This is a genomic window from Roseicella sp. DB1501, from assembly GCF_013112485.1.
GTDB lineage: Bacteria > Pseudomonadota > Alphaproteobacteria > Acetobacterales > Acetobacteraceae > Paracraurococcus.
The window spans coordinates 38,318-60,164 of sequence record NZ_JABFHG010000018.1 but is presented as its reverse complement, the minus strand read 5'-3'; the positions used below and the strand labels follow the sequence as shown (position 1 = coordinate 60,164).

Annotated in this window: 34 protein-coding genes; 19 read left to right on the top strand and 15 right to left on the bottom strand. The window is 59.0% G+C overall.

Going from position 1 to position 21,847, the window contains the following annotated elements:
* The first annotated feature begins 21 nt into the window (after positions 1–21).
* From HJG45_RS25620 to HJG45_RS25605, 4 genes are all read left to right on the top strand, one after another.
* Complete coding sequence (locus tag HJG45_RS25620) at positions 22–831, top strand: hypothetical protein (RefSeq protein ID WP_171616422.1); 810 nt, start codon at positions 22–24, stop codon at positions 829–831.
* 254 nt (positions 832–1,085) lie between these two features.
* Complete coding sequence (locus HJG45_RS25615) at positions 1,086–1,307, top strand: hypothetical protein (RefSeq protein WP_171616420.1); 222 nt, start codon at positions 1,086–1,088, stop codon at positions 1,305–1,307.
* A 126-nt stretch (positions 1,308–1,433) separates the two neighbouring features.
* Positions 1,434–1,895 (top strand): glycine zipper family protein, encoded by a 462-nt coding sequence (locus HJG45_RS25610; protein ID WP_174890574.1) that lies wholly within the window; start codon positions 1,434–1,436, stop codon positions 1,893–1,895.
* A gap of 4 nt (positions 1,896–1,899) precedes the next feature.
* Positions 1,900–2,820, top strand: a complete 921-nt coding sequence (locus HJG45_RS25605) for a HEPN domain-containing protein (protein WP_171616418.1) — start codon at positions 1,900–1,902, stop codon at positions 2,818–2,820.
* 424 nt (positions 2,821–3,244) lie between these two features.
* On the opposite strand, the gene HJG45_RS25600 is transcribed toward HJG45_RS25605, so the two are convergent.
* Complete coding sequence (locus HJG45_RS25600) at positions 3,245–3,817, bottom strand: hypothetical protein (RefSeq protein WP_171616416.1); 573 nt, start codon at positions 3,815–3,817, stop codon at positions 3,245–3,247.
* Between the two features lie 164 nt (positions 3,818–3,981).
* Here HJG45_RS25600 and HJG45_RS25595 point away from each other — a divergent pair, with 164 nt between their 5' ends.
* Complete coding sequence (locus tag HJG45_RS25595; protein WP_171616414.1) at positions 3,982–4,221, top strand: hypothetical protein; 240 nt, start codon at positions 3,982–3,984, stop codon at positions 4,219–4,221.
* A gap of 9 nt (positions 4,222–4,230) precedes the next feature.
* Positions 4,231–4,524 carry a hypothetical protein gene (locus HJG45_RS25590; RefSeq protein WP_171616412.1) on the top strand — a complete coding sequence of 98 codons (294 nt, stop codon included), beginning with the start codon at positions 4,231–4,233 and terminating at the stop codon, positions 4,522–4,524.
* A gap of 68 nt (positions 4,525–4,592) precedes the next feature.
* Here HJG45_RS25590 and thyX read toward each other — a convergent pair whose 3' ends face one another.
* The 7 genes from thyX to HJG45_RS25555 form a co-directional block, all read right to left on the bottom strand.
* Positions 4,593–5,309 carry an FAD-dependent thymidylate synthase gene (thyX, locus tag HJG45_RS25585; RefSeq protein WP_171616410.1) on the bottom strand — a complete coding sequence of 239 codons (717 nt, stop codon included), beginning with the start codon at positions 5,307–5,309 and terminating at the stop codon, positions 4,593–4,595.
* A complete protein-coding gene (locus tag HJG45_RS25580) occupies positions 5,306–5,542 on the bottom strand; it encodes a DUF3310 domain-containing protein (RefSeq protein ID WP_368040681.1) in 237 nt (78 codons plus the stop codon). Before HJG45_RS25580 ends, thyX begins: the two co-directional genes overlap by 4 nt.
* The gene (locus tag HJG45_RS25575) at positions 5,535–5,786 is read right to left on the bottom strand and encodes a hypothetical protein (protein WP_171616408.1); all 252 of its coding nucleotides are present in this window, start codon (positions 5,784–5,786) and stop codon (positions 5,535–5,537) included. Before HJG45_RS25575 ends, HJG45_RS25580 begins: the two co-directional genes overlap by 8 nt.
* 127 nt (positions 5,787–5,913) lie before the next feature.
* Positions 5,914–7,146, bottom strand: a complete 1,233-nt coding sequence (locus tag HJG45_RS25570; RefSeq protein ID WP_171616406.1) for an RNA-guided endonuclease TnpB family protein — start codon at positions 7,144–7,146, stop codon at positions 5,914–5,916.
* Between the two features lie 142 nt (positions 7,147–7,288).
* Positions 7,289–7,462, bottom strand: a complete 174-nt coding sequence (locus HJG45_RS25565) for a hypothetical protein (protein WP_171616404.1) — start codon at positions 7,460–7,462, stop codon at positions 7,289–7,291.
* Positions 7,459–7,842, bottom strand: a complete 384-nt coding sequence (locus tag HJG45_RS25560) for a hypothetical protein (RefSeq protein WP_171616402.1) — start codon at positions 7,840–7,842, stop codon at positions 7,459–7,461. Before HJG45_RS25560 ends, HJG45_RS25565 begins: the two co-directional genes overlap by 4 nt.
* Positions 7,839–8,252 (bottom strand): VRR-NUC domain-containing protein, encoded by a 414-nt coding sequence (locus HJG45_RS25555; RefSeq protein WP_171616400.1) that lies wholly within the window; start codon positions 8,250–8,252, stop codon positions 7,839–7,841. Before HJG45_RS25555 ends, HJG45_RS25560 begins: the two co-directional genes overlap by 4 nt.
* A gap of 817 nt (positions 8,253–9,069) precedes the next feature.
* On the opposite strand from HJG45_RS25555, the gene HJG45_RS25550 reads away from it, so the two are divergent.
* Positions 9,070–11,211, top strand: a complete 2,142-nt coding sequence (locus HJG45_RS25550) for a bifunctional DNA primase/polymerase (RefSeq protein ID WP_171616398.1) — start codon at positions 9,070–9,072, stop codon at positions 11,209–11,211.
* A gap of 236 nt (positions 11,212–11,447) precedes the next feature.
* Here the strand turns inward: HJG45_RS25550 and HJG45_RS25545 are convergent, their stop codons facing one another.
* A complete protein-coding gene (locus HJG45_RS25545; protein WP_171616396.1) occupies positions 11,448–11,642 on the bottom strand; it encodes a DUF6511 domain-containing protein in 195 nt (64 codons plus the stop codon).
* A 243-nt stretch (positions 11,643–11,885) separates the two neighbouring features.
* Here HJG45_RS25545 and HJG45_RS25540 point away from each other — a divergent pair, with 243 nt between their 5' ends.
* Genes HJG45_RS25540 through HJG45_RS25520 form a run of 5 tightly spaced genes read left to right on the top strand, consistent with a single transcriptional unit; the run spans position 11,886 to position 16,083 of the window.
* On the top strand, positions 11,886–12,332 hold the full coding sequence (locus HJG45_RS25540) for a hypothetical protein (RefSeq protein WP_171616394.1): 447 nt from the start codon (positions 11,886–11,888) through the stop codon (positions 12,330–12,332).
* Position 12,333: 1 nt separating this feature from the next.
* Positions 12,334–13,146, top strand: a complete 813-nt coding sequence (locus HJG45_RS25535; protein ID WP_171616392.1) for an ATP-binding protein — start codon at positions 12,334–12,336, stop codon at positions 13,144–13,146.
* A 32-nt stretch (positions 13,147–13,178) separates the two neighbouring features.
* Positions 13,179–13,670, top strand: a complete 492-nt coding sequence (locus tag HJG45_RS25530) for a DUF669 domain-containing protein (protein ID WP_171616390.1) — start codon at positions 13,179–13,181, stop codon at positions 13,668–13,670.
* A gap of 48 nt (positions 13,671–13,718) precedes the next feature.
* Positions 13,719–14,435: a hypothetical protein gene (locus HJG45_RS25525; RefSeq protein WP_171616388.1), complete on the top strand. Its 717-nt coding sequence runs from the start codon at positions 13,719–13,721 to the stop codon at positions 14,433–14,435.
* A complete protein-coding gene (locus HJG45_RS25520; RefSeq protein WP_302479813.1) occupies positions 14,425–16,083 on the top strand; it encodes a DEAD/DEAH box helicase in 1,659 nt (552 codons plus the stop codon). Before HJG45_RS25525 ends, HJG45_RS25520 begins: the two co-directional genes overlap by 11 nt.
* Before the next feature lie 674 nt (positions 16,084–16,757).
* Here HJG45_RS25520 and HJG45_RS25515 read toward each other — a convergent pair.
* The 6 genes from HJG45_RS25515 to HJG45_RS25490 form a co-directional block, all read right to left on the bottom strand.
* On the bottom strand, positions 16,758–16,925 hold the full coding sequence (locus tag HJG45_RS25515) for a hypothetical protein (protein ID WP_171616384.1): 168 nt from the start codon (positions 16,923–16,925) through the stop codon (positions 16,758–16,760).
* Complete coding sequence (locus tag HJG45_RS25510) at positions 16,922–17,527, bottom strand: MT-A70 family methyltransferase (RefSeq protein WP_171616382.1); 606 nt, start codon at positions 17,525–17,527, stop codon at positions 16,922–16,924. Before HJG45_RS25510 ends, HJG45_RS25515 begins: the two co-directional genes overlap by 4 nt.
* Entirely contained in the window at positions 17,527–17,742 is a 216-nt protein-coding gene (locus HJG45_RS25505; protein ID WP_171616380.1) for a cold-shock protein, read from the bottom strand. Before HJG45_RS25505 ends, HJG45_RS25510 begins: the two co-directional genes overlap by 1 nt.
* A 220-nt stretch (positions 17,743–17,962) precedes the next feature.
* On the bottom strand, positions 17,963–18,283 hold the full coding sequence (locus HJG45_RS25500; protein WP_171616378.1) for a Gp49 family protein: 321 nt from the start codon (positions 18,281–18,283) through the stop codon (positions 17,963–17,965).
* 83 nt (positions 18,284–18,366) lie between these two features.
* Positions 18,367–18,549 (bottom strand): hypothetical protein, encoded by a 183-nt coding sequence (locus HJG45_RS25495; RefSeq protein WP_171616285.1) that lies wholly within the window; start codon positions 18,547–18,549, stop codon positions 18,367–18,369.
* A gap of 80 nt (positions 18,550–18,629) precedes the next feature.
* Positions 18,630–18,833, bottom strand: a complete 204-nt coding sequence (locus HJG45_RS25490) for a helix-turn-helix transcriptional regulator (protein WP_171616376.1) — start codon at positions 18,831–18,833, stop codon at positions 18,630–18,632.
* Between the two features lie 124 nt (positions 18,834–18,957).
* Here HJG45_RS25490 and HJG45_RS25485 point away from each other — a divergent pair, with 124 nt between their 5' ends.
* From HJG45_RS25485 to HJG45_RS25455, 7 genes are all read left to right on the top strand, one after another.
* On the top strand, positions 18,958–19,182 hold the full coding sequence (locus HJG45_RS25485) for a hypothetical protein (protein ID WP_171616374.1): 225 nt from the start codon (positions 18,958–18,960) through the stop codon (positions 19,180–19,182).
* The gene (locus HJG45_RS25480) at positions 19,179–19,445 is read left to right on the top strand and encodes a hypothetical protein (RefSeq protein WP_171616372.1); all 267 of its coding nucleotides are present in this window, start codon (positions 19,179–19,181) and stop codon (positions 19,443–19,445) included. Before HJG45_RS25485 ends, HJG45_RS25480 begins: the two co-directional genes overlap by 4 nt.
* Positions 19,446–19,522: 77 nt before the next feature.
* Positions 19,523–19,753, top strand: coding sequence for a hypothetical protein (locus HJG45_RS25475; protein WP_171616370.1), 231 nt, complete (start codon positions 19,523–19,525; stop codon positions 19,751–19,753).
* The gene (locus HJG45_RS25470; RefSeq protein ID WP_171616368.1) at positions 19,750–20,088 is read left to right on the top strand and encodes a hypothetical protein; all 339 of its coding nucleotides are present in this window, start codon (positions 19,750–19,752) and stop codon (positions 20,086–20,088) included. The genes HJG45_RS25475 and HJG45_RS25470 overlap by 4 nt, the downstream gene beginning before the upstream one ends.
* 127 nt (positions 20,089–20,215) lie before the next feature.
* Positions 20,216–20,692 (top strand): hypothetical protein, encoded by a 477-nt coding sequence (locus tag HJG45_RS25465; protein WP_171616366.1) that lies wholly within the window; start codon positions 20,216–20,218, stop codon positions 20,690–20,692.
* Between the two features lie 88 nt (positions 20,693–20,780).
* Positions 20,781–21,092 carry a hypothetical protein gene (locus tag HJG45_RS25460; protein WP_171616365.1) on the top strand — a complete coding sequence of 104 codons (312 nt, stop codon included), beginning with the start codon at positions 20,781–20,783 and terminating at the stop codon, positions 21,090–21,092.
* The gene (locus HJG45_RS25455; protein ID WP_171616363.1) at positions 21,086–21,832 is read left to right on the top strand and encodes a bifunctional DNA primase/polymerase; all 747 of its coding nucleotides are present in this window, start codon (positions 21,086–21,088) and stop codon (positions 21,830–21,832) included. Before HJG45_RS25460 ends, HJG45_RS25455 begins: the two co-directional genes overlap by 7 nt.
* The last annotated feature ends 15 nt before the right edge of the window (positions 21,833–21,847 follow it).

The window sequence follows — 21,847 nt, the reverse complement described above, 5'->3', positions numbered from 1 at the left end:
TCGCAAACGGCGGAGAGATTAATGTTCGAAAAACTATTATCATTTTTGCCAAAAATTCCGATGCTGGTGCAGGATATGGTGTCACTCGTATCCTCACCCAGAAAGCACCTATGCGCGCAGATGAGTTTGGAGGGAGATAAGTGGTCGGGCTGTCTGGCTGTATTAACATTGGCGCTTTCGGCTTCGTATTTGTTTAATCCATCTCAAACTGGACGAGATTTTGACGAGTTTGCAAAATACCTGGTGGCTGGATTTTTCATGTCGGCATTATTCGCGGTTCTTGTCTCTCTTTCGTGGTTAATTGTTGGCAAGCGCTTACCATTAGAACTCTCAATAATTTGGTCGCTTTATTTCTTTGCGGGCGTAACGGTTTTAACAATTCCACTGTATGCTGTTCAACCATTCATAGACGCAATGATAAAATCGGTGGCGGAGCATAACTCCGGGGATCTACGAAATTCGCTTTCAATGCAAATAGTCACAACCTTCCCCGGTGCAAAGAACGAGGCTTGGGAAATGCGAGTTCCGCTCTCCGGAGCCTTCCCATCGTTCTGGTATAATGCTTGGCAAGTCTTTAATTTTGCAATGGTTGCTTTGATGACGGTTTGGGGAGTTAAGGCGTGGCGTGCAATGAGGGATTTGTTAAAATCAACGATAGCGCAGAGTGTGGCCGCCTTCGTTTTGGCGTACGTGACCACTATTGCCTGCTTTGCTGGCTTAATGGCTACGATGGTCGCGGCATATCCTATTAAACTTATCGTTCGTGTGCCACCATTTGACCATGGATCATTCGCTAAATATTGGTGGGGCTCAGTGTTCGTAAATTTTTGAACGTTGTGAAACCACACGCCAGCGGCCGCCTTGCCAGCCCGGCCGACATTTTGCAAACGCCCGTACGGTCTCGACGTCACCGTCGATGACGCTTCATGGTCTGGGGCGCGGAGCGGTTAGGATTGCTGCAGCGCCGGAGCGGCGATTGCAGCCGCGCCGCGAAGGCAGGACCGCCGTCGAAGGATGCGATCCAGCGGGTCTCGGCCGGCCTCCCAGGCGTCATGGGCTGAGCGATAGGCATAGGGCGAAGCCTGGTGGGGCTGATCGTCACCCTCGGCACGGATTTCCCATCGCCAGAGGCGGGGTGGAAAAAGCTGCTGCTTCGCTTTGACGAAGGGCCTGGAGCGAAAGCCATCGTCGAGTGGCGTGCCTCTTTTTCCAATTACGGTCATGACGTTTCCCTTGGTCGCTCGACCGACCATAGCTGTCCGGCCGGCGGTGTCACGACGGTCAGGGACACAATCGCAACTTGCTGATCGGAAGTCGTTACAGAGCATTGATGACGGTTCATTCAATTCAGGCAATGCTAGGAAAATGATCGTCGAGTATCCGCGCCAACTGGCTTCCCGGGACCATATGAACGCTCACCAGGGAGGTTCGTCATGACTGCTGCCAAGCACCTGCTTGTTCTCTGTGCGGTGCTTTCGCTTGCCGCCTGCGCGTCGGGTCCACCAACAGGACCGGGCATCCTCTCGCTGCCACCTGACGGGAAGGATCTCGCCCAGTTCCGCAGTGAGGACGCCGCCTGCCGCGCCTATGCCGCGGGACAAATCGGCTATGGCCTCCCTGCCGCAGGAACGGCGCCGGCCGTCGTTGATCCGAAGCTCGGGCTGCAGCAGCGCTACGATATCGCCTATGCGCAGTGCATGAGCGCCAGCGGCAATCGCCTGCAGGCCTTTCCGGTCTCGCGGTACTACTCGCCCTATTATGGGCCATATGCCTACCCGGTCGGCTATTACGGTCCCTGGTTCGGGTCATCGATCAGCGTTGGGTATGTCGGCCGCATCGGAGGGCGGACGCACTTTCATCGCGGGATCGGACATGGGGGCGGGCGGAGGAGGTGAGTTAATGGGGTATACGCTGCGGCTATCGGTGAAGGTACAGGCTGAAGCTCCTATTCAGGGGCTGGATGCCGAGCCGTCAATCGTTGTCGATGGGATTACGGTTACGGTAAAAAAGGATTGGCCATGGTTAATCTTTGTCGCTCAGGGCTTTGAAAGCGAAGATGCGGCGGAGGACTTTGTCAAAAAGCTTAAGCTTGCTCTCTATTCTCTGGCTCTCAAATACCACATTGCTTTCAGGAGCGCGTTCTCCAAAAATAAGGTGCATTATCTCGATAGGCAACTAGATCCGTCAAATCGGCACGATGGACGAGCTGACGCAGACGGCTACTGCATCTACCCAAACGATAAGAAAATCTCTTTTTGGATATTAAATCCCGGCCGCGGCTCTGGAAGCACTGGTTGGTCTTTTGCGGAGGAAGCACTCCGTTCCGGTCTTGTAGCGGAGCCGCCAGCGATTGACGATAAGACAGCAACCGCGATTGAGCTTTATCTCGAGACGTTTCATGAGGCATCCAATCGGGCGCGATTTCTCACACTCATCATGGCACTGGAAATTATGGCACCGCGGCCAAAGCGCCACGATGCGCTGATTGCTGCGCTCGGTGGATTTAGGGAGAAGCTGGAGTTTATGAAGCAGGGCGCTACCGAGGTTGAGAGAAGAGAAGTTCAGGGTGTGCTCAGCCAAATTGGTTTCAGCGAAGAGCAGTCAATTAATCTGCGCATTCAACAGCTGATCCGAGACGAGGCGCCATTGGAACAGGATGCACGTGAAGCTCTCGCCCGAAAAATGAAAAAGGCCTACGATATCCGCAGCAAAATCATGCATCACGGTGGCAATGAGGAAGTCATGAATGTTTTCGATGACGTTCTTACAGCCGTGAAGCTCGTGCTTTCAGCGCGGCTGGGGCTTTCAAGTCCGATTTGATAATATCCTCCCCGGCGCATCGATCCGTTTGATCTCGATGTGAGAGCAACGCTGGCATTCATGCGTCAGGAAGACCGATCCGAACTCGACGCTTTCCCTTGCTACGGGCTGGTGCCAGCGCGACTCCCAGCGGGTCCAGCGGTGCCGCCGACGTATCGTGCAGAACAGTATCCGGATCGGACGGCATTCCTTTGCTTGGAACCGCTCGGCTTCGCGGCAAGCTTGACGGGCGAGGTGGCGGAGAGCGGTGATGGACAGAGGTGCGTCGGCGGTCATGGCGTCGTCCGCCTGTCCTGAATAAATCCGCACTGATTGCATTGCCTGCGCTGGAGGGGATAGCAAGCGTCCCACCAGCCCTGCTGCTGCCCGCCGTCCCACCATGCGGACCAGTCGTGGAAGCCGAGAATGCAGGACCAAGTCATGCTCACCCACCTCTGCGCATGGGCTTATCCAGTGGCAGGCACTTCGGCTTATCCACCAGAAAATCGAAGTCCTTCGGACGCTTCCTGCCAGCGCGTCTCGCCTTGATCGCTTTATCAGCCGCGCGCATGGCAGCGCGTGTCGGATGCGGGTTGCCGTCGAGGTCGGTCCAGCGAGTGTTGGGTTCGCGGTCTGCTTGCACGCGAAAGGCATCGCGCTCTGCATCGGTGAGGGTGACCGGTTGGAGTGGCTCGTCCAGGTATGCGCCCAAATTCGGATAGCGATTCCGCCCCGCCTTCACCTTGGCGAGGCGGTCGGCAAGATCGCGTCGACGCTCGGCTTGTGTCGCTTCGGTCTGGGCTTTGAGGGCAAGGTACATGTGCTCCTCGAAAGCGGCGAATGCCTCTCTGACGAGTTTTTCTTCACCACTGGCGACATACGAATGCCTGCCGATGGCGAGGTGCTTGTCGGTCTTGTTCCGGATCCTATCGATGGGAATGGCTGCACCCAAATCCCACTCATACTCCCCCGGATGCGCCCTGATATCCGCACAGAGATCTGCGATCGGCCCGGTCACGGGTTCGATGCGGACGGTCTTTGGCGGAACCGGTCTCGTTCCTCGCAATCGATCAAACAATCTCATTCCATTTCCTCCATGTGCGTTTTTGAAATAGTCCGTGATCTTCCCGAAAACTGCATGCCGTGTAATTTTTGATCCAGCCGGGTTGGACGAGTCGCGTGATGCCGAGACTGACGGTTGGCGCCGAGCGGAAGGCGCAGGGGTATACGTTGCGACGCAGTGATGAGCTGGAGTTCCAGCTGATCTGGGATCAGCGCAATGGCTGCGCCACGCTGTTCAGAGGCCGGTACGGCACGCCGAGGTCGCTGGCCGGCATCGTGGAGTTCGATGTCAGCGTCCCCGACAAGGTCAGGGCAGCCGAGCGCTGGGTGTTGGCCTGGCCGGATCGGCCTGAGGATTGAAGCTTCAGCATGACCATTGACGTGTTGGCCTCGACGCTCAACGCCGCGACGGCCATATTCGGATCGCTTTCCGCCATAGCCTGGGTGCGCTCGGCGAGATTTCAGGTACCAGCCCCGCCAAACGTCGGCCTCGGGGGCGTGCTTGGCGGCGATGTCTACGACGAGGATGCGTCTGGCCGGAGGTTCGACGTCCTGGAGACCCTCAAAGGTCAGTCGCGGTGGAACAGCTACGCTGCGTGGCTCGCGGCTGGTGCCGCGGCTTGTCAGGTCGCTGTCGCCGTACGGGGTTTCATCGATTCCTAACTTGCATGGCAACGCCGCGATGATAGCGGTGCAGGGATCCGATTCCTTGGCGAAGGATGGCGGCGGGCTCATGTCTCGCTTTGCTCTGTAGTCGCACTTCCCACCAACGCCTGCCAACTCACCGGAAACGCCTCGACCATCGCATCGCTGATCTGCTGCGCGACATCGCGCGTTTCCTTCTGGGCATGCGGATCCAGTCGCAGCTTGCACACCCGTGCCCACGCGGCGAGGCTGCCTGTCCAGTACCACTCGGTATAGGCGTTGATGGGCAGGACGATGCGGGCCAGTTCAGGGGCGACGCCAGTGCGCAAAAGATCATTGTAAACCGTGCGCGCTTGGGCCGAGAGGTGGTCGACCAGCCAAAGGCAGCTTTCCTGCGCCTCGTCGTCCAGCACACCGCCTGAGCCTTGCTTGATGGAAGCATCGGGGCGGGCGCGCCACTGGTCCGGCATCCAGAATTCCGGCTCGTCGTCGACATACCGCCGGCTAACCTCGTTCCAGACCAGACCGACCTGATGTTTGACGAGCTGGCGGGCGACGAAGATCGGCGCCTTGACATGGAACTGCGCCTGGCAGTGACCGAAGCATGTCCAGTGGTTGTGCCGGGCGAGATAGCCGATCAACTTGGCGTCGGCATCACGTAGGGTCTGGTTGTCCGAAAACGGGTTATGCAGCCAGTCAGTCTCATCGTCTTCCCGCCATGAACTTTGCTTTGCGAAGCTGACCCGCGCCGCATTAACGACGGTCAGGTCTGTACCCATCTTGTCGATCAGAGTGGCTTTCATTCAGCCACCCCCGCAGCCTTCAGCCGCTCGATCTCGTCGTTGATGTAGAAGATCGCCTTACGGAGATCCTGGATCGTCTTGGCTTCGTCCTTGAGCCCGGCGCGCCAGAGATACTTGATCGCGTTCCCGACGTTGAAACTGCGGTGGCGGACGACGGTAATGCACTCGATGCCGCTGGGATCGCTGGTATAATGCTTTGGATGATTGACCTCATCCTGGATAGTCTCAGGCACAGTCTCCTTCTTTCTCCGCCGCGGCGGTCCGGTTAATATTCGCGCTATCGGCCTTCACCGCACGCCGCCACTGCTTCTTCTTCTCCCTGAAATCCCCCGGCCGCTGGCTGGTCAGGTGCCACAGCCCGCACTCGTGACAGGCATAGGGCGTCCGCTTGCCGCCGAACCGGCTCGCCACGGCCTGGGCGGCTTTCTTGGCCTCGGCGCGGGTCGTGTAGGTGACCTTCTTGCAGGCGTTGATCATGCGGGCACCAAGTCGCGAAGGCGCTGCCAGACATGAACCCGGCGACGCGGCGGATGACGGTCGCAGGCGACGGTGTACCACTGACATCCTCTTGGCCCCAATGAGCCGAGTTTTCCCGAGTTCCGCATTATGCAGCCCTCTGGATGGTTCCTGCTTCATCGGCGTGGCAACCCACAGCCTCCACAGGCAGCAACGGACTGTCCGCCCGCCGTAAGATGTTAATCGCCGCGTTTATGTCGGCGTTGGCCTCATGGCCGCAGCTGGTGCAGCAGAACTTGGATTGGCTGACGCGGCTTGCCACATCGACCGCACCACAGGCGCTGCATGTCTGGCTGGTGTGGTGGGCTGGCACCTTGACCAGCGTTCCGCCTCTGTCTGCCAGTTTGTAAGCCAGCATGTCGCCGAACATGCCCCACCCCTGATCGAGGATAGAGCGGTTCATTCCGGCCTTCTGTCTGACACGCTTGCCGGGCTTGGTTTTCGTCCCTTTGGCAGAGCGTGTCATATTCCTGACCTCAAGCTTCTCCAATGCGACCAGGCCGTAGTTACTGGCTATGTCATGGGAGAGCTTGTGAAGGAAATCTTTGCGGCAGCGGGCAATGCGGGCGTGGATTTTAGCCACGCGCAAACGCTGTTTTGCCCGGTTCTTGCTGCCTTTTTTCTTGCGAGATAATCGGCGTTGTGCGCGGGCTAGAGCCTTCTGTGCCTTACGGCCAGGATTAGCGGCTTCGATGACTCTGCCATCTGATAGTGCCGCGAACAGGGCCACGCCACGGTCTATACCGACTGACGGCAGGTTGGAGTTTGCTGGCTCATGCGCTTCATATTCATACTGCGCCGAGACGAACCACTGGCCTGCCTTATGCGAGATGGTGATATTCTTCACTGTGCCGGGGATGCGCTTGTCCCAGCGCAGGCGAACCCAACCGAGCTTAGGTATTTTCACCTTGCCGACATGGCGGGAAAGGCGGCAGAAGGAAAGCGTTTCTGAATCAGTAAAGCGCATTGAATCATGGACACCACGTTTACGCGGCGTAGGCGCTTTTGCTCGCCCTGACCACCAGTTTTGATATGCCCGATCCAGATCTCTAATAGCCTGATGAAGAGGTTGGGCGGGCGCAGATCTGATCCAGTCAAAATCTGCGCGAAGCGCCGTTATGTCTCGGCTTTGACTTGCAATGTTGAAAGAGCGGCCAGGTCGAAAAAATGTCTTTCGCTGCTCAAGCGCCAGGTTGTAGGCAAGCCGCGTGCAGCCAATCCATTGCGTCAGAGTTCGCGCTTGTTCAGCGGTTGGACACAGACGGTAGACGTGCGCCTTACGTTTTAGCAATTGGCACGCTTTCTGGGCCAGTTGGAACAACAATAATCGTCCCTGACGAGGTCTGATAGGCGTGGCACGGCATTTTGCCATCTCGAAACCAGCGCCAAGCCGTCGTGTACGATATTCCTTGTTGTCTCGCCCAAACTGAAAGCTTCATATGCTTATACATGCATAAATGTGACTACATTTGCAAAAGGAACATCTTCCTTTGCAGGTCGGACGCGATACCGATCATCGCTGCACCCGTCAGAAAGAACCGCGCCACCCCCGCAGGCCCTGCATCTGGAAAGTGGTCCACGATCGGCTGGAAAACGCGGTCGAGCAGGAAGTCGTCGATGCGGCGGATGAGGATCATGCGGGCACCTCGAACAGCGCACCCGCTGACAGGTCTGGCTCGGCGATCTTCCTCACCTGAGTTGGCCGCTCTAGGCGATAGTCGACGCGCACAGGCGCACCCCAAACGTCATCGCGCCGACCGCGGTATCCCTTCAAATATTCCGTCACCCGCGCTTCGAACTCGATGGCGTCGCCTGGCTGCAGGCCTTCCGACCAATTGCCGGCGGTGAACCAGAGATGCTCGGTCAGGACAGCGCCGGTCATGGGGTCAGTGACGTCACGTAGCAGCAGCGTTGTCAGCGGCGGGCCACGGAAGGCGTTCTTGGTCCCGAAGCGCTCGATGATGGCGCGGCAGCGGAAGCGTCGGCCGTTCAGGTTTTCCAGAACGTGACGGGTCATGCCTCGTCCCGCGCGCGCATGGCTCTAAAAACTGTCGGATCAGGCAGCAGGGCGCTGACCTGGGACCAGGCCGAGGCCGGGCAATCGGCATAGACGGTGTGCACGGGATAGCCCATGGCGGCCATGTGGGCGTGGACGTCGCGCTGGGCGGTGGAGAGCCGGCCGTCAGCGGTCTTCAGCTCGATCCAGATCGGGCAGACGGGCACGGCGAAGCAGAGATCGGGCCAGCCCGGCTGCATGCCCGTCGCCTTGGCCATCGAGGCCGAGGTGCTGGATTTGTGCGCGCCGTTCTGATCGCCATGGACCAGGTAGCCGGCGCGGCGGGCTTCTTGAATACAGAAAGCCTGCAGCTGCCATTCGTGCCAGGGGTTGTCGACAGCAGCGGGATCTCTGCCGAGGAAAAGGGTCATGCCAGCCGCCAGACCCGGACCATGCCGTTGGGTTGTTTGCGGGTGCGCACCTGCAGCCCGGCCTTCTTGGCATTGCTGATCGCCTTCGAGCGGAGACGGGGCTCGATTTCAAAACTGGCTCCGGGTCCCAGGGAAACAAGGAAATCGATGTAACCCGAGGCAAAAGCGATCCGGGGAACTGGAGGAGGTATGTCGTATCGAACTTCAAACACAAAGGCACCAGGTAAACTAAAATACGCGGTAAATGTATTTTAAAAGAACCAAGGCATCAAGGAAAAAAGGCAAACCGCAATCCGCAGACCAAAATCGGGCCCGCTATGTGGCTACAACCCCGCGGAAATCTGCCAAAAAACGAGAAAAACGCAAAACCGCAGCTTCCTATACACACCCAGGCCCATATAGACCCTTTCCCATAAGTCTAAATTCAGGGTAAGTCATATGCGGATTGTGCGGATTTAGATTCTGACCCAGTCTTACACCTTATATCATATCAATATATATCTTAAATATCAATAAGATAGAGCCGCTCTATGGAAAATAAACACCGAAAAGCAAACCACAGAAAACTCTGCGGTTTGCTCGTGGTTTGTGTGGTTTTCTTTATGGTAAACCCCAATTTGACGGAATAAGCGAATAATGTTGCGTTTCCCTTTAACCCGATTTTTCCCTCTTTCCATGGTTTCCTTGTTTCAGCACAATCCCGTTCCAGCGGATGGGTTGAGCATCTGATTCTGTTTTTCACACCAAACCCTTTGGTGCGCGTTTCCGTCCGCTCAACCCGGATGGGAGCGCGCGCCAAAGGGTTTTTCATTCCGGAATGTCTACCGAGCGAATAGCGATTGAGTATGGGCAACGAGGGTGGGCGGTCTTCCCGGTCGAGCCGCGCTCGAAGGTGCCGGCCTGCGAACACGGGCTCCATGACGCCCGCAAGGATGCGGCGTCGATCCTGGCGCTGTGGCGCACCCGGACCAACCTGAACCTCGGCATCGCCACCGGCGCGGCGTCCGGCTTCTGGGTGCTGGACGTCGATGGCGATGACGGGATGGCGTCCCTCGCCGGATTGGAACGGCAGCACGGCAAGCTGCCGGCGACCCTGACCAGCATCACGGGGAAGGGGAAACACCTCCTGTTCCGCATGCCGGCGACAGGGCGGGTCCGGTCCCGGGCCTCCAAGATCGGCCGCAACCTCGATACCAGGGGGGACGGCGGCTACATCGTCGCGCCGCCATCGATCCACGCCAGCGGCACGCCCTACCGCTGGGAGGCCATGCACGCGCCCATAAGCCACGCCCCGGCCTGGCTCATGGATATCGTTATGGCGGAGCCCGTCCGGCCGCCGCAGGACCATCTGAGCGCGTGCAATGTCGAGGCGCCCGATGCGGACTGGTCCGTCAACGATGTCCTGACCATGCTGGAATGCATCCCGCCGGACTGTTCGCACGACGACTGGCTCGCGGTCGGCATGGCGCTGAACGACGCGGGCTGGCCCCTTTCGATCTGGGACAACTGGTCGCGCGGCGGGACCAAATACCAGCAGGGCGAGACGGCCAGGCGCTGGCAATCCTTCCGCGTCGGCGCCGGCATCTCCTTCGGCTCCCTGGTCCATATGGCGCAAAGCTGGGGCTGGAAGCCGGCGGACCAACCGAGCCAACCGCTCGACCTCTCCAACATCGATGGCATCGATTTCCGGGAATTCGCGGCGACGCTGGGCCGCGGACGGGCAGTGCAGGCGCCGGCGCCCCTGCCCGAGGTGAATGCCGCCCCGGCGATCTCCGGCCTGATCGGCGACACCCTGCAATGGATCAACAGCACGGCCTTCAAGGTGCAGCCCGAGCTGACGACGATGAACATCGTCGCCGCGCTGGGGGCGGTCTTCGGCCGCCGCTATGCCCTGCAGAAGCTCGGCACCCGCACCAACATCTACATGGTCGGCATCGCCGAATCAGGCCAGGGCAAGGACAACAGCCGCAAGCGGGTCAAGAAGCTGATGACGATGGCGGGGCTTGGCCAGTTCTCCGGGCCGGACGAGGTCCGGTCGGGCCCCGGCCTGATGATGGAGCTCAAGCAGAAGCCCTCCATCCTCGCCAACATCGACGAGATCGGGCTGTTCATGCGCGCGCTGTTCGATCCCAAGGCGCCTGGGTATCAGCGCGAGATATCGTCCATCTTCACCAAGCTCTATTCGAGCTCGGACTCCGAATATATCGGCGGCCTGCTCGCCGGGAAGCCGGACGACCGCATGACGCTGATCGAGCCCAACCTCTGCATCTACGGCACCACGACGATGGGCAGCTACGCCGAGGCGATGCGGAAGTCGGCGATCGCGTCGGGCGAGCTCAATCGCTTCGTCGTCCTGAAGTCCGCCACCGATTTTCCGGAACCGAACTTCGAGGCCAACAGCGTCGACCCGCCGGAGCACCTGGTCACCCGCTGGGCGCAGTTCGCGCCGGAGGGGTCCTTCGCCAGGGGGCCGGACATCATCGTGCCCGAGAAGGTCACCGTCCTACTCGGCGACATGGCGGAGGAGGTCAACCAGCTCTACCGCGTCCAGGACGAGATGATCAAAACGCACCAGGCGAGCGGCATGGGGGCGCTCTGGGTCCGTTACCGGGAAAACGTGCTGAAGGTCGCCATGATCTTCTCGATTGCCCGCGATCACAAGCGGCCGGTTCTGACCGGCGCCGACATCGAGACCGGGAAGTCGATGGTCGGCGCGAGCATCCGCTTCATGATGAAGTTCGCCACCGAGAACATGTACGACAGCGACTTCGAGAAGACCTGCTCTCAGTTCATGCAGATCCTGGTCAGCGCCGGCAGCATGACCCGCAGCCAGATGAACCATCGCCTGCGCATGAAGCCGAGGGATCTCGATACCGTCGAATCGACGCTGCACGAGATCGGCCGGATCGACATCAATCGGGATGGCAAGACGAAGATATACAGGGTGATTGAGGGCTAGGCTGGCTGGGCTGAGGGCCGCGATCTGCCACCTGGCGGACACACGGGAGCCGCCGGTGCGGCCGCAAAGGTAGCGATTATGGCCTTCCTTCTGGACCGGTCAGGCCCAACCGAGTTCCTTTACGGCTGAAGCCGGGTTCCAGATCTTCGTCATGTGGCGTATTTCGTAAACCAAAAGGCTGCGCAGGGCCGGACTTACGGCTTTAGGGTTCTCTCTGCCGTCGAATTCACGCCAACCTAAAACGGGCATGGCGCTAATATATTCACCTTGACATAGTAATTCAGGCAGACGACCTCAAGAAAGGTTTGCCACTGTTCGGCATCAAGCTTCGCCAAATCAGTTTGCCCGATCGATTCCAGATATTCACCGACCATAGCCCCGGCAAAGATCATGGCCTCTCGCTGATGCGGCTCGACGTCAGGGTTTGGCATCAGGGACCTCATATTCCTTGAGAGCCTTATCGATCAAAAGGCGGACGAATTCGGCCTTGCTCCTGAGCGGGCTTCTGGCTTTTGCACGATCGATCCGCGCCATTTCTGCCTTCGCAATCGGTATATGAAGAAAGCACATTTGAATTTTTGACATGGTGTGAATTTGTACCGCTTTTGTTATTGACACGCAACATAATGAATTATAGCCTCGGCATATTCAATACAAACTTTAAGGACGCACATATGGAAGCTGTATTAAAACCGAGGGAAGTTAATTCCCTGTCTGCTCTGGCCGACCGCCTCGACGCCATCAAGGTCGAGAAGGCTCAACTGGCGAACGAAGAAAAAGCCATCGAAGCCGAAATTCTTGGCCGCTACGAATCGGACATCGCCGATCTATACAAAACCAAGGGCGACGCTTTCGGCGCGGTCAATCTGACGGAAGATGACCTGACGTTGTCGGTCACTGTCCCGAAGAAAGTGGAATGGGATCAGGACAAGCTGGCTGCGATCCATGCCGATATCCGCGCGAATGGCGCTGATCCAGCTGAGTATATGACCGTCGAGTACGGCGTGCCGGAATCAAAATACAAGGCATGGCCGGTGGCGATCTGTCAGCAATTCGAGCCTGCCCGCACCGTGACGCCTGGCAGGGCAAATCTGGTGATCAAGCGGAAGGGAGGCGAATAACATGGCCCTTTCGCTTGAGATCGAAAAACCCCTGCCGCCACGGATCCTGATTTATGGTCCCGAGGGTGTCGGCAAGACGCGCTTCGGCGCCATGGCCGACCGGCCCATCTTCATTCAGACCGAGAAGGGCCTGACCGGCCAGGCCGGGGTGCAGAAGTTCCCCCTGGCCAAGACCTTTCAGGAGGTCATGGCTTATCTGGGCGAGCTGGCGACGCAGGATCATGACCGGCATACGCTTGTCGTCGATTCAGTCGACTGGCTGGAACCGCTGATCTGGGCCCAGGTCTGCAAGGAAAACGCCGTCAACACCATCGAGAAAGCCGGCGGCGGGTACGGCAAGGGCTACAGCATGGCGCTCGATCTCTGGCGCGAATACCTGACCGCGCTGGATTACCTGAACGACCAGAAAGAGATGACGATCATTCAGATCGCGCATGCTCAGGTCAAACGATACGAGAACCCCGAAACTGAAGCCTACGACCGTGTCGGCATCAAGCTGCAGGAAGGCAAGAATGTCAGCGCGGCCGGACTGCTGCTGGAATATGCCGACATCGTCCTGTACGCCAATTACTACGTGGCGGTGACCAAGGACAGCACCGGCGGGTTCAACAAGGACCGGAAGCGGGCGGTCGGGTCTGGGGAGCGCCTGCTCTACACCCAGGAGCGCCCCGCGTTCCGCGCTAAGTCACGTTTCGCTCTGCCCGCCGAAATACCTTTCGATTACGAGGGGTCGTTCTGGGGCGTCATAGCCGGAGCGATCCCCTATTTCAATCAGGGGCAACCGAATTCGCTTGAAAAAGTGGATAATACCTAAATCAAACATCTAACATTGAAGGACGCAAGAATATGGTTCAATTCGCATCGCCTATTAACGCCAACGACATCCCGGAACGCTCGGATTACACCCCCGTCCCGCCTGCCACCTACACGGCCATGATTACGGCCAGCGAGGAAAAGCAGAACGGTCCCAACTCAAAGGACCCGACCGGCTCGCAGGTCGTGCTGACGGTCGAGATCGTCGACGGCGAATACACAGGCCGCAAGATCTTCGAGCGGCTCAACCTCAACAATGCCAGCGAGGACGCCCGCAAGATCGCATTCGAGACGCTGGGCGAGATCACCCGTGCGGTCGGCCGGACGACGGTCAGCCGGTCGGAAGACCTGCATGATCGCCGCATGCTGATCGATGTCACCGTCACGCCGGCCAAGGGTGACTACGGACCCGGCAACCGCATCAAGAAGTACAGGGCCTTGTCGAACACGCCCTCTGCGGCAGCGCCTGCGTCCGGGGCTGCCGCGGCTACGAGCGCTGCTCCCTGGGCAGCGGCACGGAAGTAGGGGTGTGGGGGAGCGGCCTTCGGGCCGCTCCTTTCCTGTCCGTTCGCCATGGTCGCATTGCCTGAGTATTTCGATCCGACGCTTGAAGCCATGCGACGCGCCTGCGAGGAACGCGCCGCTGCGGAACCCGCGCGCCGCTATATCGGCGCCAGCTCGATCGGCGATCCCTGCGCCCGCAAGATCTGGTACGGCTTTCATGGCTATCCGGCCGAACCCATCCCGTCGACCGGCCTGTTCGCCATCGAGGACGGTCACCGCTCCGAGGAGCTGATTGCGTCCCGCCTGCGCCTGGTGCCCGGCGTCGAACTCTGGACGCACAAGGATGACGGAACGCAGTGGGGCTTCGAGGACGGTGATTTCAAGGGGCACATAGACGGTGTCGTGCGCGGTTTAGTACAGCAGCCGGTCACGCCGTCGATTTGGGAAAACAAAGCAGTCAACGAACGCAAATTTAAGGAATTCCAAAAAGCGAAGGCGACGTTCGGCGAAAAGCTGGCGCTCAGGAACTTCGATGTGGTTTGGCATGCGCAGGCCCAGATCTACATGCGCTATTTCAGTTTGACGCGACACTATCTCACGGTCTGTACGCCGGGCGGGCGCGACGTCGACAGCTGCCGCACCGAGTGCGATCCAATCCTCGCCGAAGCGCTGGTTCAGAAAGCCCGCCGCATCGCCAGCGCGAAGGAGCCGCCCGAGAAAATCGGGAAGGCGGACTTCTATCTATGTCGCATGTGCCGCTTCAGAGGCTCCTGCCATGGAGCCTAGGCCGTACCAGAAAGCGGCGAATGAAGCCGTGATGACGCGGCTCTACGCCGGCGACAACAACCTGCTCGTCGTGATCCCGACCGGCTGCGGCAAATCCTATGTTATCGCCGATTTCTGCATGCGGTCCCTGCAGGCCTGGCCGGAGACACGGATCGTCATCGCCACGCACAGCCGCGACCTGGTGTCGCAGGACTATCTCGAGCTCATCAACTTATGGCCTGGCGCCCCCGCCGGCGTTTACAGCGCCGGGCTGAACAGGCGCGACCTCGATGCCAGCATCCTGTTTGTCGGCATCCAGTCCGTCTACAACAAGGCATTCGACATCCAGCGCTGCGATGTCCTGCTCATCGACGAGGCGCATACCGTAAGCCGGAATGCGCAGACCATGTGGGATCGCTTTATCGCCGACCTGCGCACGATCAATCCGCATATGCGGGTCATCGGACTGTCGGCCACGCCCTACCGCCTTGATTCCGGCAGCCTCGTCGAGGGCGACGATCGCCTGTTCGAGGATATCGCCTACGAGTACGGCATCCTGGACGCCATCCGGGAAAAGTACCTGTGCGAGGTGATCCCCAAGCACATGGAAACCAGGCTGGACGTGTCCGGTGTCCATAAGCGAGGAGGGGAGTTCATCGCCGGCGAGCTGGAGGCGGCTGTCAATGTCGACGAGGTCACCAGAACCGCCGTCGCCGAGATCGTGCAGTATGGCGCCAATCGCGGTACCTGGCTTTGCTTCTGCGCCGGGGTGGACCACAGCCATAAGGTCGCAGAAGCCATTCGCGCTCATGGGATCGAGTGCGCCGTGGTGACGGGGGAAACGCCGCCGGCGGAGCGCGACCAGATCCTGCGCGCGTTCAAGGACGGCAAGCTGCGCGCTGTCGCCAACCGGGACATCATGACGACAGGCACCAACGTTCCGCGCATCGACCTGATCGCGGGCTTGCGTCCGACCGCCAGCGCCGGGCTCTACGTCCAGATGCTGGGACGTGGCAGCAGGACGTTTCCTGGGAAGGAAAACTGCCTCTACCTCGATCACGCCAACAACGCCGGCAGGTTCGGTCCCATCGACCAGATCAAGCCCCGCAGGCCTGGCAAGGGCGGCGGCGAGGCGCCTGTCCGGGTCTGCGACCACTGCCACGCCGTCTGTCATGCCGGAGCGAGATCCTGCCCGGATTGCGGGCGGGACTTCCCGCCGCCGGAGATCAGGATCGCGGCCCAGTCTTACAGCAACCCGATCCTGAGCACGCAGATCGCCCCGGAATGGCTCGACGTGATCGGCATGACGCAGATGCGGCATGAGAAAGCGGGCAGGCCGCCGAGCTTGAAAATCTCGTACCACACCCTGAACGGCAAGATGATCAGCCGGTGGCTCTGCTTCGAGCATGGCGGCTTCGCCCGCCAGAAGGCCGTCGAATGGCACAAGGGACGGATGCCGCGGCTTCCCCCGGACACTGTCGATGAGGCTCTCAACATGCCCTACCCGCAGCCCAGCCGGATTCTCGTGCGGAAGGAAGGCGAGCATCTCCGCATCCTCAAGGAGGATTATACGCCGGCAGCGGTCGAGCCTGATGTGAAGGCTGCGGCGCCAAGCAATCCGGGAGCGGAGTGGGGCGTGTTTATCGACGAGGATATAATCCCCTTCTAATCCGTTCTAACTGTACAGTCTGACATCGCAATGGTAATATTATCTCCTTGCAGAAGGAGATAATATGAAATGTTGTGCCCGGTGTCGTTTAACTAAGGCTCTGTCGGAATATTATAAGCACAATAAGATGGCAGATGGGTACCTGAACATCTGCAAGGAATGTACAAAAAAGAGAGTGGCAAAGCATAGGCTTGAAAATATTGATGAGATACGAGCTTATGATAGGATCAGGGCCGATTTGCCACACCGTCAAGGCGCGCGACGGCGGGTTAAGGATCAACGACGAAAGAATGCGGTTAAGCGTCAAGCTAATCGTCAGCATAAAAAAGAATGGGTTGGTCGAAATCGCGTGAAAAACGCTTGCCATTTTATTGTATGGCAAGCCATGAAATATGGAATGCTTGTTCCTTGTGATTGTGAGCGGTGCGGATTGACCCATAGCCAAGGCGTGCAAGCCCATCATGAAAATTATATGAAGCCGTTAGATGTGGTGTGGTTGTGTTCGACTTGCCATGGCAGGCGACATAAGGAAATTAATCAGATGCGTCGAGTGGCTGGATTGAGCAGAAACTGGATAGATGCGGCATCCTAATAGCGGTGTACCGATTGTGCGGCCATCAATCAACTGATTGTCCATCACTTATGCCAAGGACCTCCCGCCACTTAGCAGTTAGTCAGCCAGCGTCCCCATACCCCACCTTCACACTGACCACGCCCGCCCGCTTACACAGCGCCGCATACCGTGCCTCGAGCTCGACCTTGGTGCTGCAGGTCACCGTGTCGGTGCGTGGCGAGCCGTCGGGGTTGGGTTCGCGGTAGGTGATGGTGATCTGGAAGGTCATGCCGCGTCGCTGAATTTGTCGACCTCATTGCCCCAGACCGCCCATCCTGGCCGCTGCTGCCTTGCGAACAGCTCAAGGTATGGCCCCTCGAACAAGCCCTCGATCAGGGGGATCATCTCATCCGGCTTCCGGCTATGCTCGCGCCGGATCGTGCTGGCGGAGACGCCTAGATGGCGAAGGTCATCGGGAAGGTCGCCAGTGAAAAGCACGTTCCTAGTGCTGCGGTTCTTAATCTTCGGGCTGCCATGTGTGCCGATCAGGAACAGCTCGGACGCCGACCGCAGGACGTAGCCAGTGCCGAAGGCTTCCACGCCCGTACTGGTCAGCTTGTTCCATGGGCCGCCGGTGCAGTAGCTGAAGCCCCAGCAGGCCATGAGATCGATTGCCTGGGGCAACATCGGGAAGGTCGCCCACATGATGCAGACCGCATCGGGCGCCGTCGCCCAGACGACCTGGTCCCGCATCGCCTTGAGGGCCTGGAGGTCCATGCAGCCGTAGTGGGCTTGCGGCGACTTGTCTTCCCCCCGATCGGATCGCAGTTCGAAGCGCCAGGGCGGGTCAGCGTACAGCACGCCGTATTGGCCTGGAGGGAAGAGGGGCATCACACCAGCTGCAGGTTCGAGGCCGCGTTCTTGCCGTTCCTGATCTCCTCCTCGAACTGGACACGCTGGCCCTCATTGAGAGTTGGCAAGCGGGATTTTTCGACGGCTGTTATGTGGACGAAGACGTCCTTGCCGCCGGCGTCAGGTTCGATGAAGCCGTACCCCTTGGTGTGATTGAACCATTTGACGGTGCCGGTGAGTGGTCGTGCTTGCATAAGTTCTCCTTGGTTTACTCGATGACGGCGGGAACCGTCATCTGGCAAGCCAATTAAAGAGCCTTGCGCTTGAACCAGTCGATTTTCGCGGCTGCCATTCGATCCTGCGCTCGCTCACTCGGGCGCTTGCGCTTAAACCCTTTGCGCGGATGAAGATAATATTCTTCCGCAGGACCTGCCATCTTCTGTCGGTTGTTGCGACGGTTTTTCATAGCCATGTTCAAACCGCCGCCTGCGCTTTTGTTCCTGTCAAATAGATAGCCTCTTTCAAAAGGTAGCCCTCAAGCTTCCATATCTGATTGAAGGCGTTGTCATAGGCGATCTTCTCGCCAAGCTCCTTGTTGAAGTTTTCGGGTGCCGCGCAGGCAGATTCGCCTGTCACGGTAAAGCCGTTCCGCAGTGTCAGGATGCACAAGGTCAGCAAGGTGCCCTCGGGCTGGATGAATTTTGTCTCGATAATGATGGCACCGATGCGCTCTTTAGTGACGCGCTCGGCTGGGCTGTTCAAAAGTGCGACGTCGCGCTCCTGATCCGTGATCATTCTCTTCTCCTCTTTTTATTGGGCCTGAAGGCCGAAGGCACCTGCCTTCCTTGTGGCCCCGGCTGAGCAGGGCCACTGGGAAATCAGGCCTTCTTCTTCGCCTTCGCCAGCGCCTTTTTCGCGGCCGTCTTCACCGGCTTCGCCGCGGCCTTCTTCGCAGGAGCCTTCGCCTTTGCAGCAGCAGCCTTGCTTGCAACAGGCGTCTTGCTTTTGGTCTGGTTTTTTGTGGCGGGTTTCGTCGTTTTCGCTTTTGGCTGTGCAGCCATGGTCGTCTCTCCTCTTTGTTGTTGGGCCTGTCGGCCTTGAGGCGCCTGCCTCACCGCTATCCGTACCCGCCGGACAACGGTCAATCAGGCTTGCCTTGATAGATCAACACCGCGCCCTTCTTCACCCGACCCTTGGTGCGCTTCTCGATCATCTCCCGGTCAGCGGGACGCGGCTCGATGCCGTTGCACCAACGCTGAACATTCTGTGGCGATGTTTTGAGGCGGGCGGCAAGCTCAGAATAGTTTAAGCCCTCATCAACTCGGTATTGCTCTAACGCATTCATGCTGTCGGTAAGCTATCACATTTTAAGATAAAGGGAATAAGCAAGATTATTGCTTATAAAGCGTATGTACACTATCACATTTTATGTGTAAATGATAATGCGAGCTTATTTCAGGGAGAAAAGAATGAAAGACAACACAAGCGTTTCCAGTCAGGCTGAAAACGGAGTGCCATATCAGACTATTCCGGAAGCCGTGGTTTGGGTTTCTGCATTACTGGTGATCGGATCAGGCCTCGGCCTCGTCTGGTGCTTCGACCAGTTCCCGGCGCAGGCATTGCTGACCAGCGCCTCGATCAGCATGGGCGGCGCCGGCGTAACCCTCTTCAGCTGGTGGGAGCGCAATCAATGAGCGCGCGCATCCGCATCCATGGAAAGCCGCCTGCAGTGGACATGCAGTACGATCTCGATCGCCGTGTCGATGGTGTGAGCAACATCGAGTTCAGGCCAATGATTTACGTCATGTGCGTCGATGGCATGGCCGTCCTCGACGACCCGCCGCCAGCGCGGCGATCCGGGGTCCCGACGCTGCGCCTGGTGCATGCCAACTCGAATGTCGACACGGTGACGGGGCGGGTCGATTGCGCCTCCGAAGGACGCATCTATGGCCGCTGAAGCCTGACCACGATTTGTCCAACCACTGCGTACCAAGATGATCGCCCTACGAGGCCAAAAACAAGAAAGGAAATCACATGCAGACGTGCGAGGCGTTCAATGCGTCCGTGCTGGATCGCGCAAAGCAGGAGCTGCGTCGCTTCCAGCGCAACATCGTCGTCCAGACCGCCGACGGCAGCGAGTACCCGGCCGAGTTCAAGGATCCCTACTTCGCCCACTACGCCGACACGCCGGACGATGGCGAGCGGATCGATGGCGTCATCGATTTCTGGATCGATGACCGGTTGCCGGCGGGGCCGAAGCTATGAAGGTCTCCGTTTATCACGACACCCACCCGACATTCGGCCTGGAAAAAAGCGAGGCGCCGATCGAGAAGGTGGCCGACCTTCATCTGGCCGATGCGACGCCTGTCGAGACCGCGCTGTCCCATGCTTTCAGGCTCACCAACCACGTCGACGAAGCATGGAACGATCCCGCGCACCATCCCGACTTTCTGATCCCCGCACCTGGACCGCAACGCTCCACCAGCGTCGGCGATATCGTCGTGGTCGACGCAAAGCGCGCCTTTGCCTGCGCCCGCGTCGGCTGGGTGGAGATTCCGTTCGATGTCATCTCTCGGCGCATGAAGGGGCCGCAGCCGTGAAATGCGAAATCCACCAGCGGCTACACCAGACCCTCAACGCCACTGCGCTCGGCCTGCTCAGGCCGGTGGCAGCCGCGCCGTCTGACGATGGTGAATTTGATGACGGTGAAACCTGAAAGGTAAAACGATGACGACCATCGCAAACGAATTCAACCACGATTCCAGTGCGGAAATGCGTCAGGCGGAACGGCGCCTAGCGAAGGCCCTCGGGCAGAGGTTTGCTGAGAACGCCAGAGCCGAGTGGCAGGGAATGCGGGAGCGCGATCCTGATGGAATGAGGTCGCAGACAGAAGATGATGAGGCGATCTTAATTGAGGAATGCCGCGAGATTTTTGTCGACTTGGTGAACGTGACGTCTTCGGTGGTTAAACAAGCCATTACCGATGATGGATCTACTGACTATCCGCTCGGGATGTCGTTTTTTTCAAAACACCGGGACACGCTGACGACGTGCTGGTTCGGCAGAATCCAGCAAGCGATTATCGATGTTGCGGAAAGCGGTCACATGCCGATGCATTGCCACGTCATGCTTGGGATCTTGGGTCTGGCGTATGAGGAGTATTATCGCCGTCCGCGCGCAGTGATGGTGGCGCCGAGGGCATGATAAACAATAGGGGCGGCCCCGGCGACCGCATAGATGAGCCGATCCGCGACTTCTGGGTGGACGAACGTCTGCCTGCGGGGCCGGTGCTATGCGCCTGACGATTCTCCATGCCATGCGCCCGTCCTTCAACCTGTTTGGTCTGATGAAGCCGGTAGCAACACTGACGATCAACGATCTGTCTCTCCTCGATCTGGGCGACTGCCTGCACCTGACAGTGGACCGGACAACGGAAGCCGGTTGGGAGAATCACCCGACACCGATGTTCAAGCCGGAACCGGGACTGCACCGCGCGACTGGCGTGGGCGATGTCGTGGTGATCGACGATGAGGAGGCATGGCTGAACGCGGGACCGGCGTGGCGGAAGGTTAGTCCGGCACTGGTGCGGGTGTTGACATGCTGAAACACGCCCTCGCCTTTGCCCGCCGTAGCATCCCGGTTTTTCCGCTGGCGCCGCGCGGCAAGGTGCCCCTGACGGAACGCGGATTCTATGAAGCGTCACGCGATCCAGGCACTGTCCTCGCGTGGTGGCAGCGCTGGCCTGATGCCAATATCGGCATCCCGACTGGTCTGCCTTCCGGTATTTTCGTTGTCGATGTCGATGGCGATGCCGGTGAGGCATCGCTTCACGATCTCGAAGCCAGCTATGGGTCTTTGCCATCCACTGTTGAAGCCATCACGGGCGGCGGGGGCCGTCACCTCTTTTTCCGCTACCGCGCCGGGATCGGGAACCGAGTTAAATTCGTCCCTGGCCTCGATGTGCGCGGTGACGGCGGCTATGTCTGCGCTCCGCCATCGATTCATCCCTCCGGTCGCTCCTACGCATGGTCCGTCGACAGCGCGCCGGAAATTGCGCCTGCGCCGGATTGGCTGATCGAGCGCATCAGCGCGCCGAGGATCCGGATCGACTGGAACGCACCGCTCATGACGGTGCCGAACGGCGAGCGCAATTCGACCATCGCACGTATCGCCGGGAAGCTGTTGCGTCAGCCCTGGCTGGAGCGCGAGCTGGTTCTCAACCTCTGCCTCGCCTTCAACGATGCGCGCTGCGTGCCGCCGCTCAGCCATGCCGAAGTGAGACGGACGGTCGAGAATATCGCGCGGCGTGAGCAGGCGCGCCACAGGAAGCACGAGCCATCTTGAGGCCGGTGTCCCGCT

Coding starts and splice junctions, on each gene's coding strand:
- HJG45_RS25620 (WP_171616422.1), top strand. CDS start 22: ATGTTCGAAAAACTATTATCATTTTTGCCAAAAATTCCGATGCTGGTG.
- HJG45_RS25610 (WP_174890574.1), top strand. CDS start 1,434: ATGACTGCTGCCAAGCACCTGCTTGTTCTCTGTGCGGTGCTTTCGCTT.
- HJG45_RS25605 (WP_171616418.1), top strand. CDS start 1,900: ATGGGGTATACGCTGCGGCTATCGGTGAAGGTACAGGCTGAAGCTCCT.
- HJG45_RS25595 (WP_171616414.1), top strand. CDS start 3,982: ATGCCGAGACTGACGGTTGGCGCCGAGCGGAAGGCGCAGGGGTATACG.
- HJG45_RS25590 (WP_171616412.1), top strand. CDS start 4,231: ATGACCATTGACGTGTTGGCCTCGACGCTCAACGCCGCGACGGCCATA.
- thyX (WP_171616410.1), bottom strand. CDS start 5,309: ATGAAAGCCACTCTGATCGACAAGATGGGTACAGACCTGACCGTCGTT.
- HJG45_RS25575 (WP_171616408.1), bottom strand. CDS start 5,786: ATGATCAACGCCTGCAAGAAGGTCACCTACACGACCCGCGCCGAGGCC.
- HJG45_RS25565 (WP_171616404.1), bottom strand. CDS start 7,462: ATGATCCTCATCCGCCGCATCGACGACTTCCTGCTCGACCGCGTTTTC.
- HJG45_RS25560 (WP_171616402.1), bottom strand. CDS start 7,842: ATGACCCGTCACGTTCTGGAAAACCTGAACGGCCGACGCTTCCGCTGC.
- HJG45_RS25555 (WP_171616400.1), bottom strand. CDS start 8,252: ATGACCCTTTTCCTCGGCAGAGATCCCGCTGCTGTCGACAACCCCTGG.
- HJG45_RS25550 (WP_171616398.1), top strand. CDS start 9,070: ATGTCTACCGAGCGAATAGCGATTGAGTATGGGCAACGAGGGTGGGCG.
- HJG45_RS25545 (WP_171616396.1), bottom strand. CDS start 11,642: ATGCCAAACCCTGACGTCGAGCCGCATCAGCGAGAGGCCATGATCTTT.
- HJG45_RS25540 (WP_171616394.1), top strand. CDS start 11,886: ATGGAAGCTGTATTAAAACCGAGGGAAGTTAATTCCCTGTCTGCTCTG.
- HJG45_RS25535 (WP_171616392.1), top strand. CDS start 12,334: ATGGCCCTTTCGCTTGAGATCGAAAAACCCCTGCCGCCACGGATCCTG.
- HJG45_RS25530 (WP_171616390.1), top strand. CDS start 13,179: ATGGTTCAATTCGCATCGCCTATTAACGCCAACGACATCCCGGAACGC.
- HJG45_RS25525 (WP_171616388.1), top strand. CDS start 13,719: ATGGTCGCATTGCCTGAGTATTTCGATCCGACGCTTGAAGCCATGCGA.
- HJG45_RS25520 (WP_302479813.1), top strand. CDS start 14,425: ATGGAGCCTAGGCCGTACCAGAAAGCGGCGAATGAAGCCGTGATGACG.
- HJG45_RS25515 (WP_171616384.1), bottom strand. CDS start 16,925: ATGACCTTCCAGATCACCATCACCTACCGCGAACCCAACCCCGACGGC.
- HJG45_RS25510 (WP_171616382.1), bottom strand. CDS start 17,527: ATGCCCCTCTTCCCTCCAGGCCAATACGGCGTGCTGTACGCTGACCCG.
- HJG45_RS25505 (WP_171616380.1), bottom strand. CDS start 17,742: ATGCAAGCACGACCACTCACCGGCACCGTCAAATGGTTCAATCACACC.
- HJG45_RS25500 (WP_171616378.1), bottom strand. CDS start 18,283: ATGATCACGGATCAGGAGCGCGACGTCGCACTTTTGAACAGCCCAGCC.
- HJG45_RS25495 (WP_171616285.1), bottom strand. CDS start 18,549: ATGGCTGCACAGCCAAAAGCGAAAACGACGAAACCCGCCACAAAAAAC.
- HJG45_RS25490 (WP_171616376.1), bottom strand. CDS start 18,833: ATGAATGCGTTAGAGCAATACCGAGTTGATGAGGGCTTAAACTATTCT.
- HJG45_RS25485 (WP_171616374.1), top strand. CDS start 18,958: ATGAAAGACAACACAAGCGTTTCCAGTCAGGCTGAAAACGGAGTGCCA.
- HJG45_RS25480 (WP_171616372.1), top strand. CDS start 19,179: ATGAGCGCGCGCATCCGCATCCATGGAAAGCCGCCTGCAGTGGACATG.
- HJG45_RS25475 (WP_171616370.1), top strand. CDS start 19,523: ATGCAGACGTGCGAGGCGTTCAATGCGTCCGTGCTGGATCGCGCAAAG.
- HJG45_RS25470 (WP_171616368.1), top strand. CDS start 19,750: ATGAAGGTCTCCGTTTATCACGACACCCACCCGACATTCGGCCTGGAA.
- HJG45_RS25465 (WP_171616366.1), top strand. CDS start 20,216: ATGACGACCATCGCAAACGAATTCAACCACGATTCCAGTGCGGAAATG.
- HJG45_RS25460 (WP_171616365.1), top strand. CDS start 20,781: ATGCGCCTGACGATTCTCCATGCCATGCGCCCGTCCTTCAACCTGTTT.
- HJG45_RS25455 (WP_171616363.1), top strand. CDS start 21,086: ATGCTGAAACACGCCCTCGCCTTTGCCCGCCGTAGCATCCCGGTTTTT.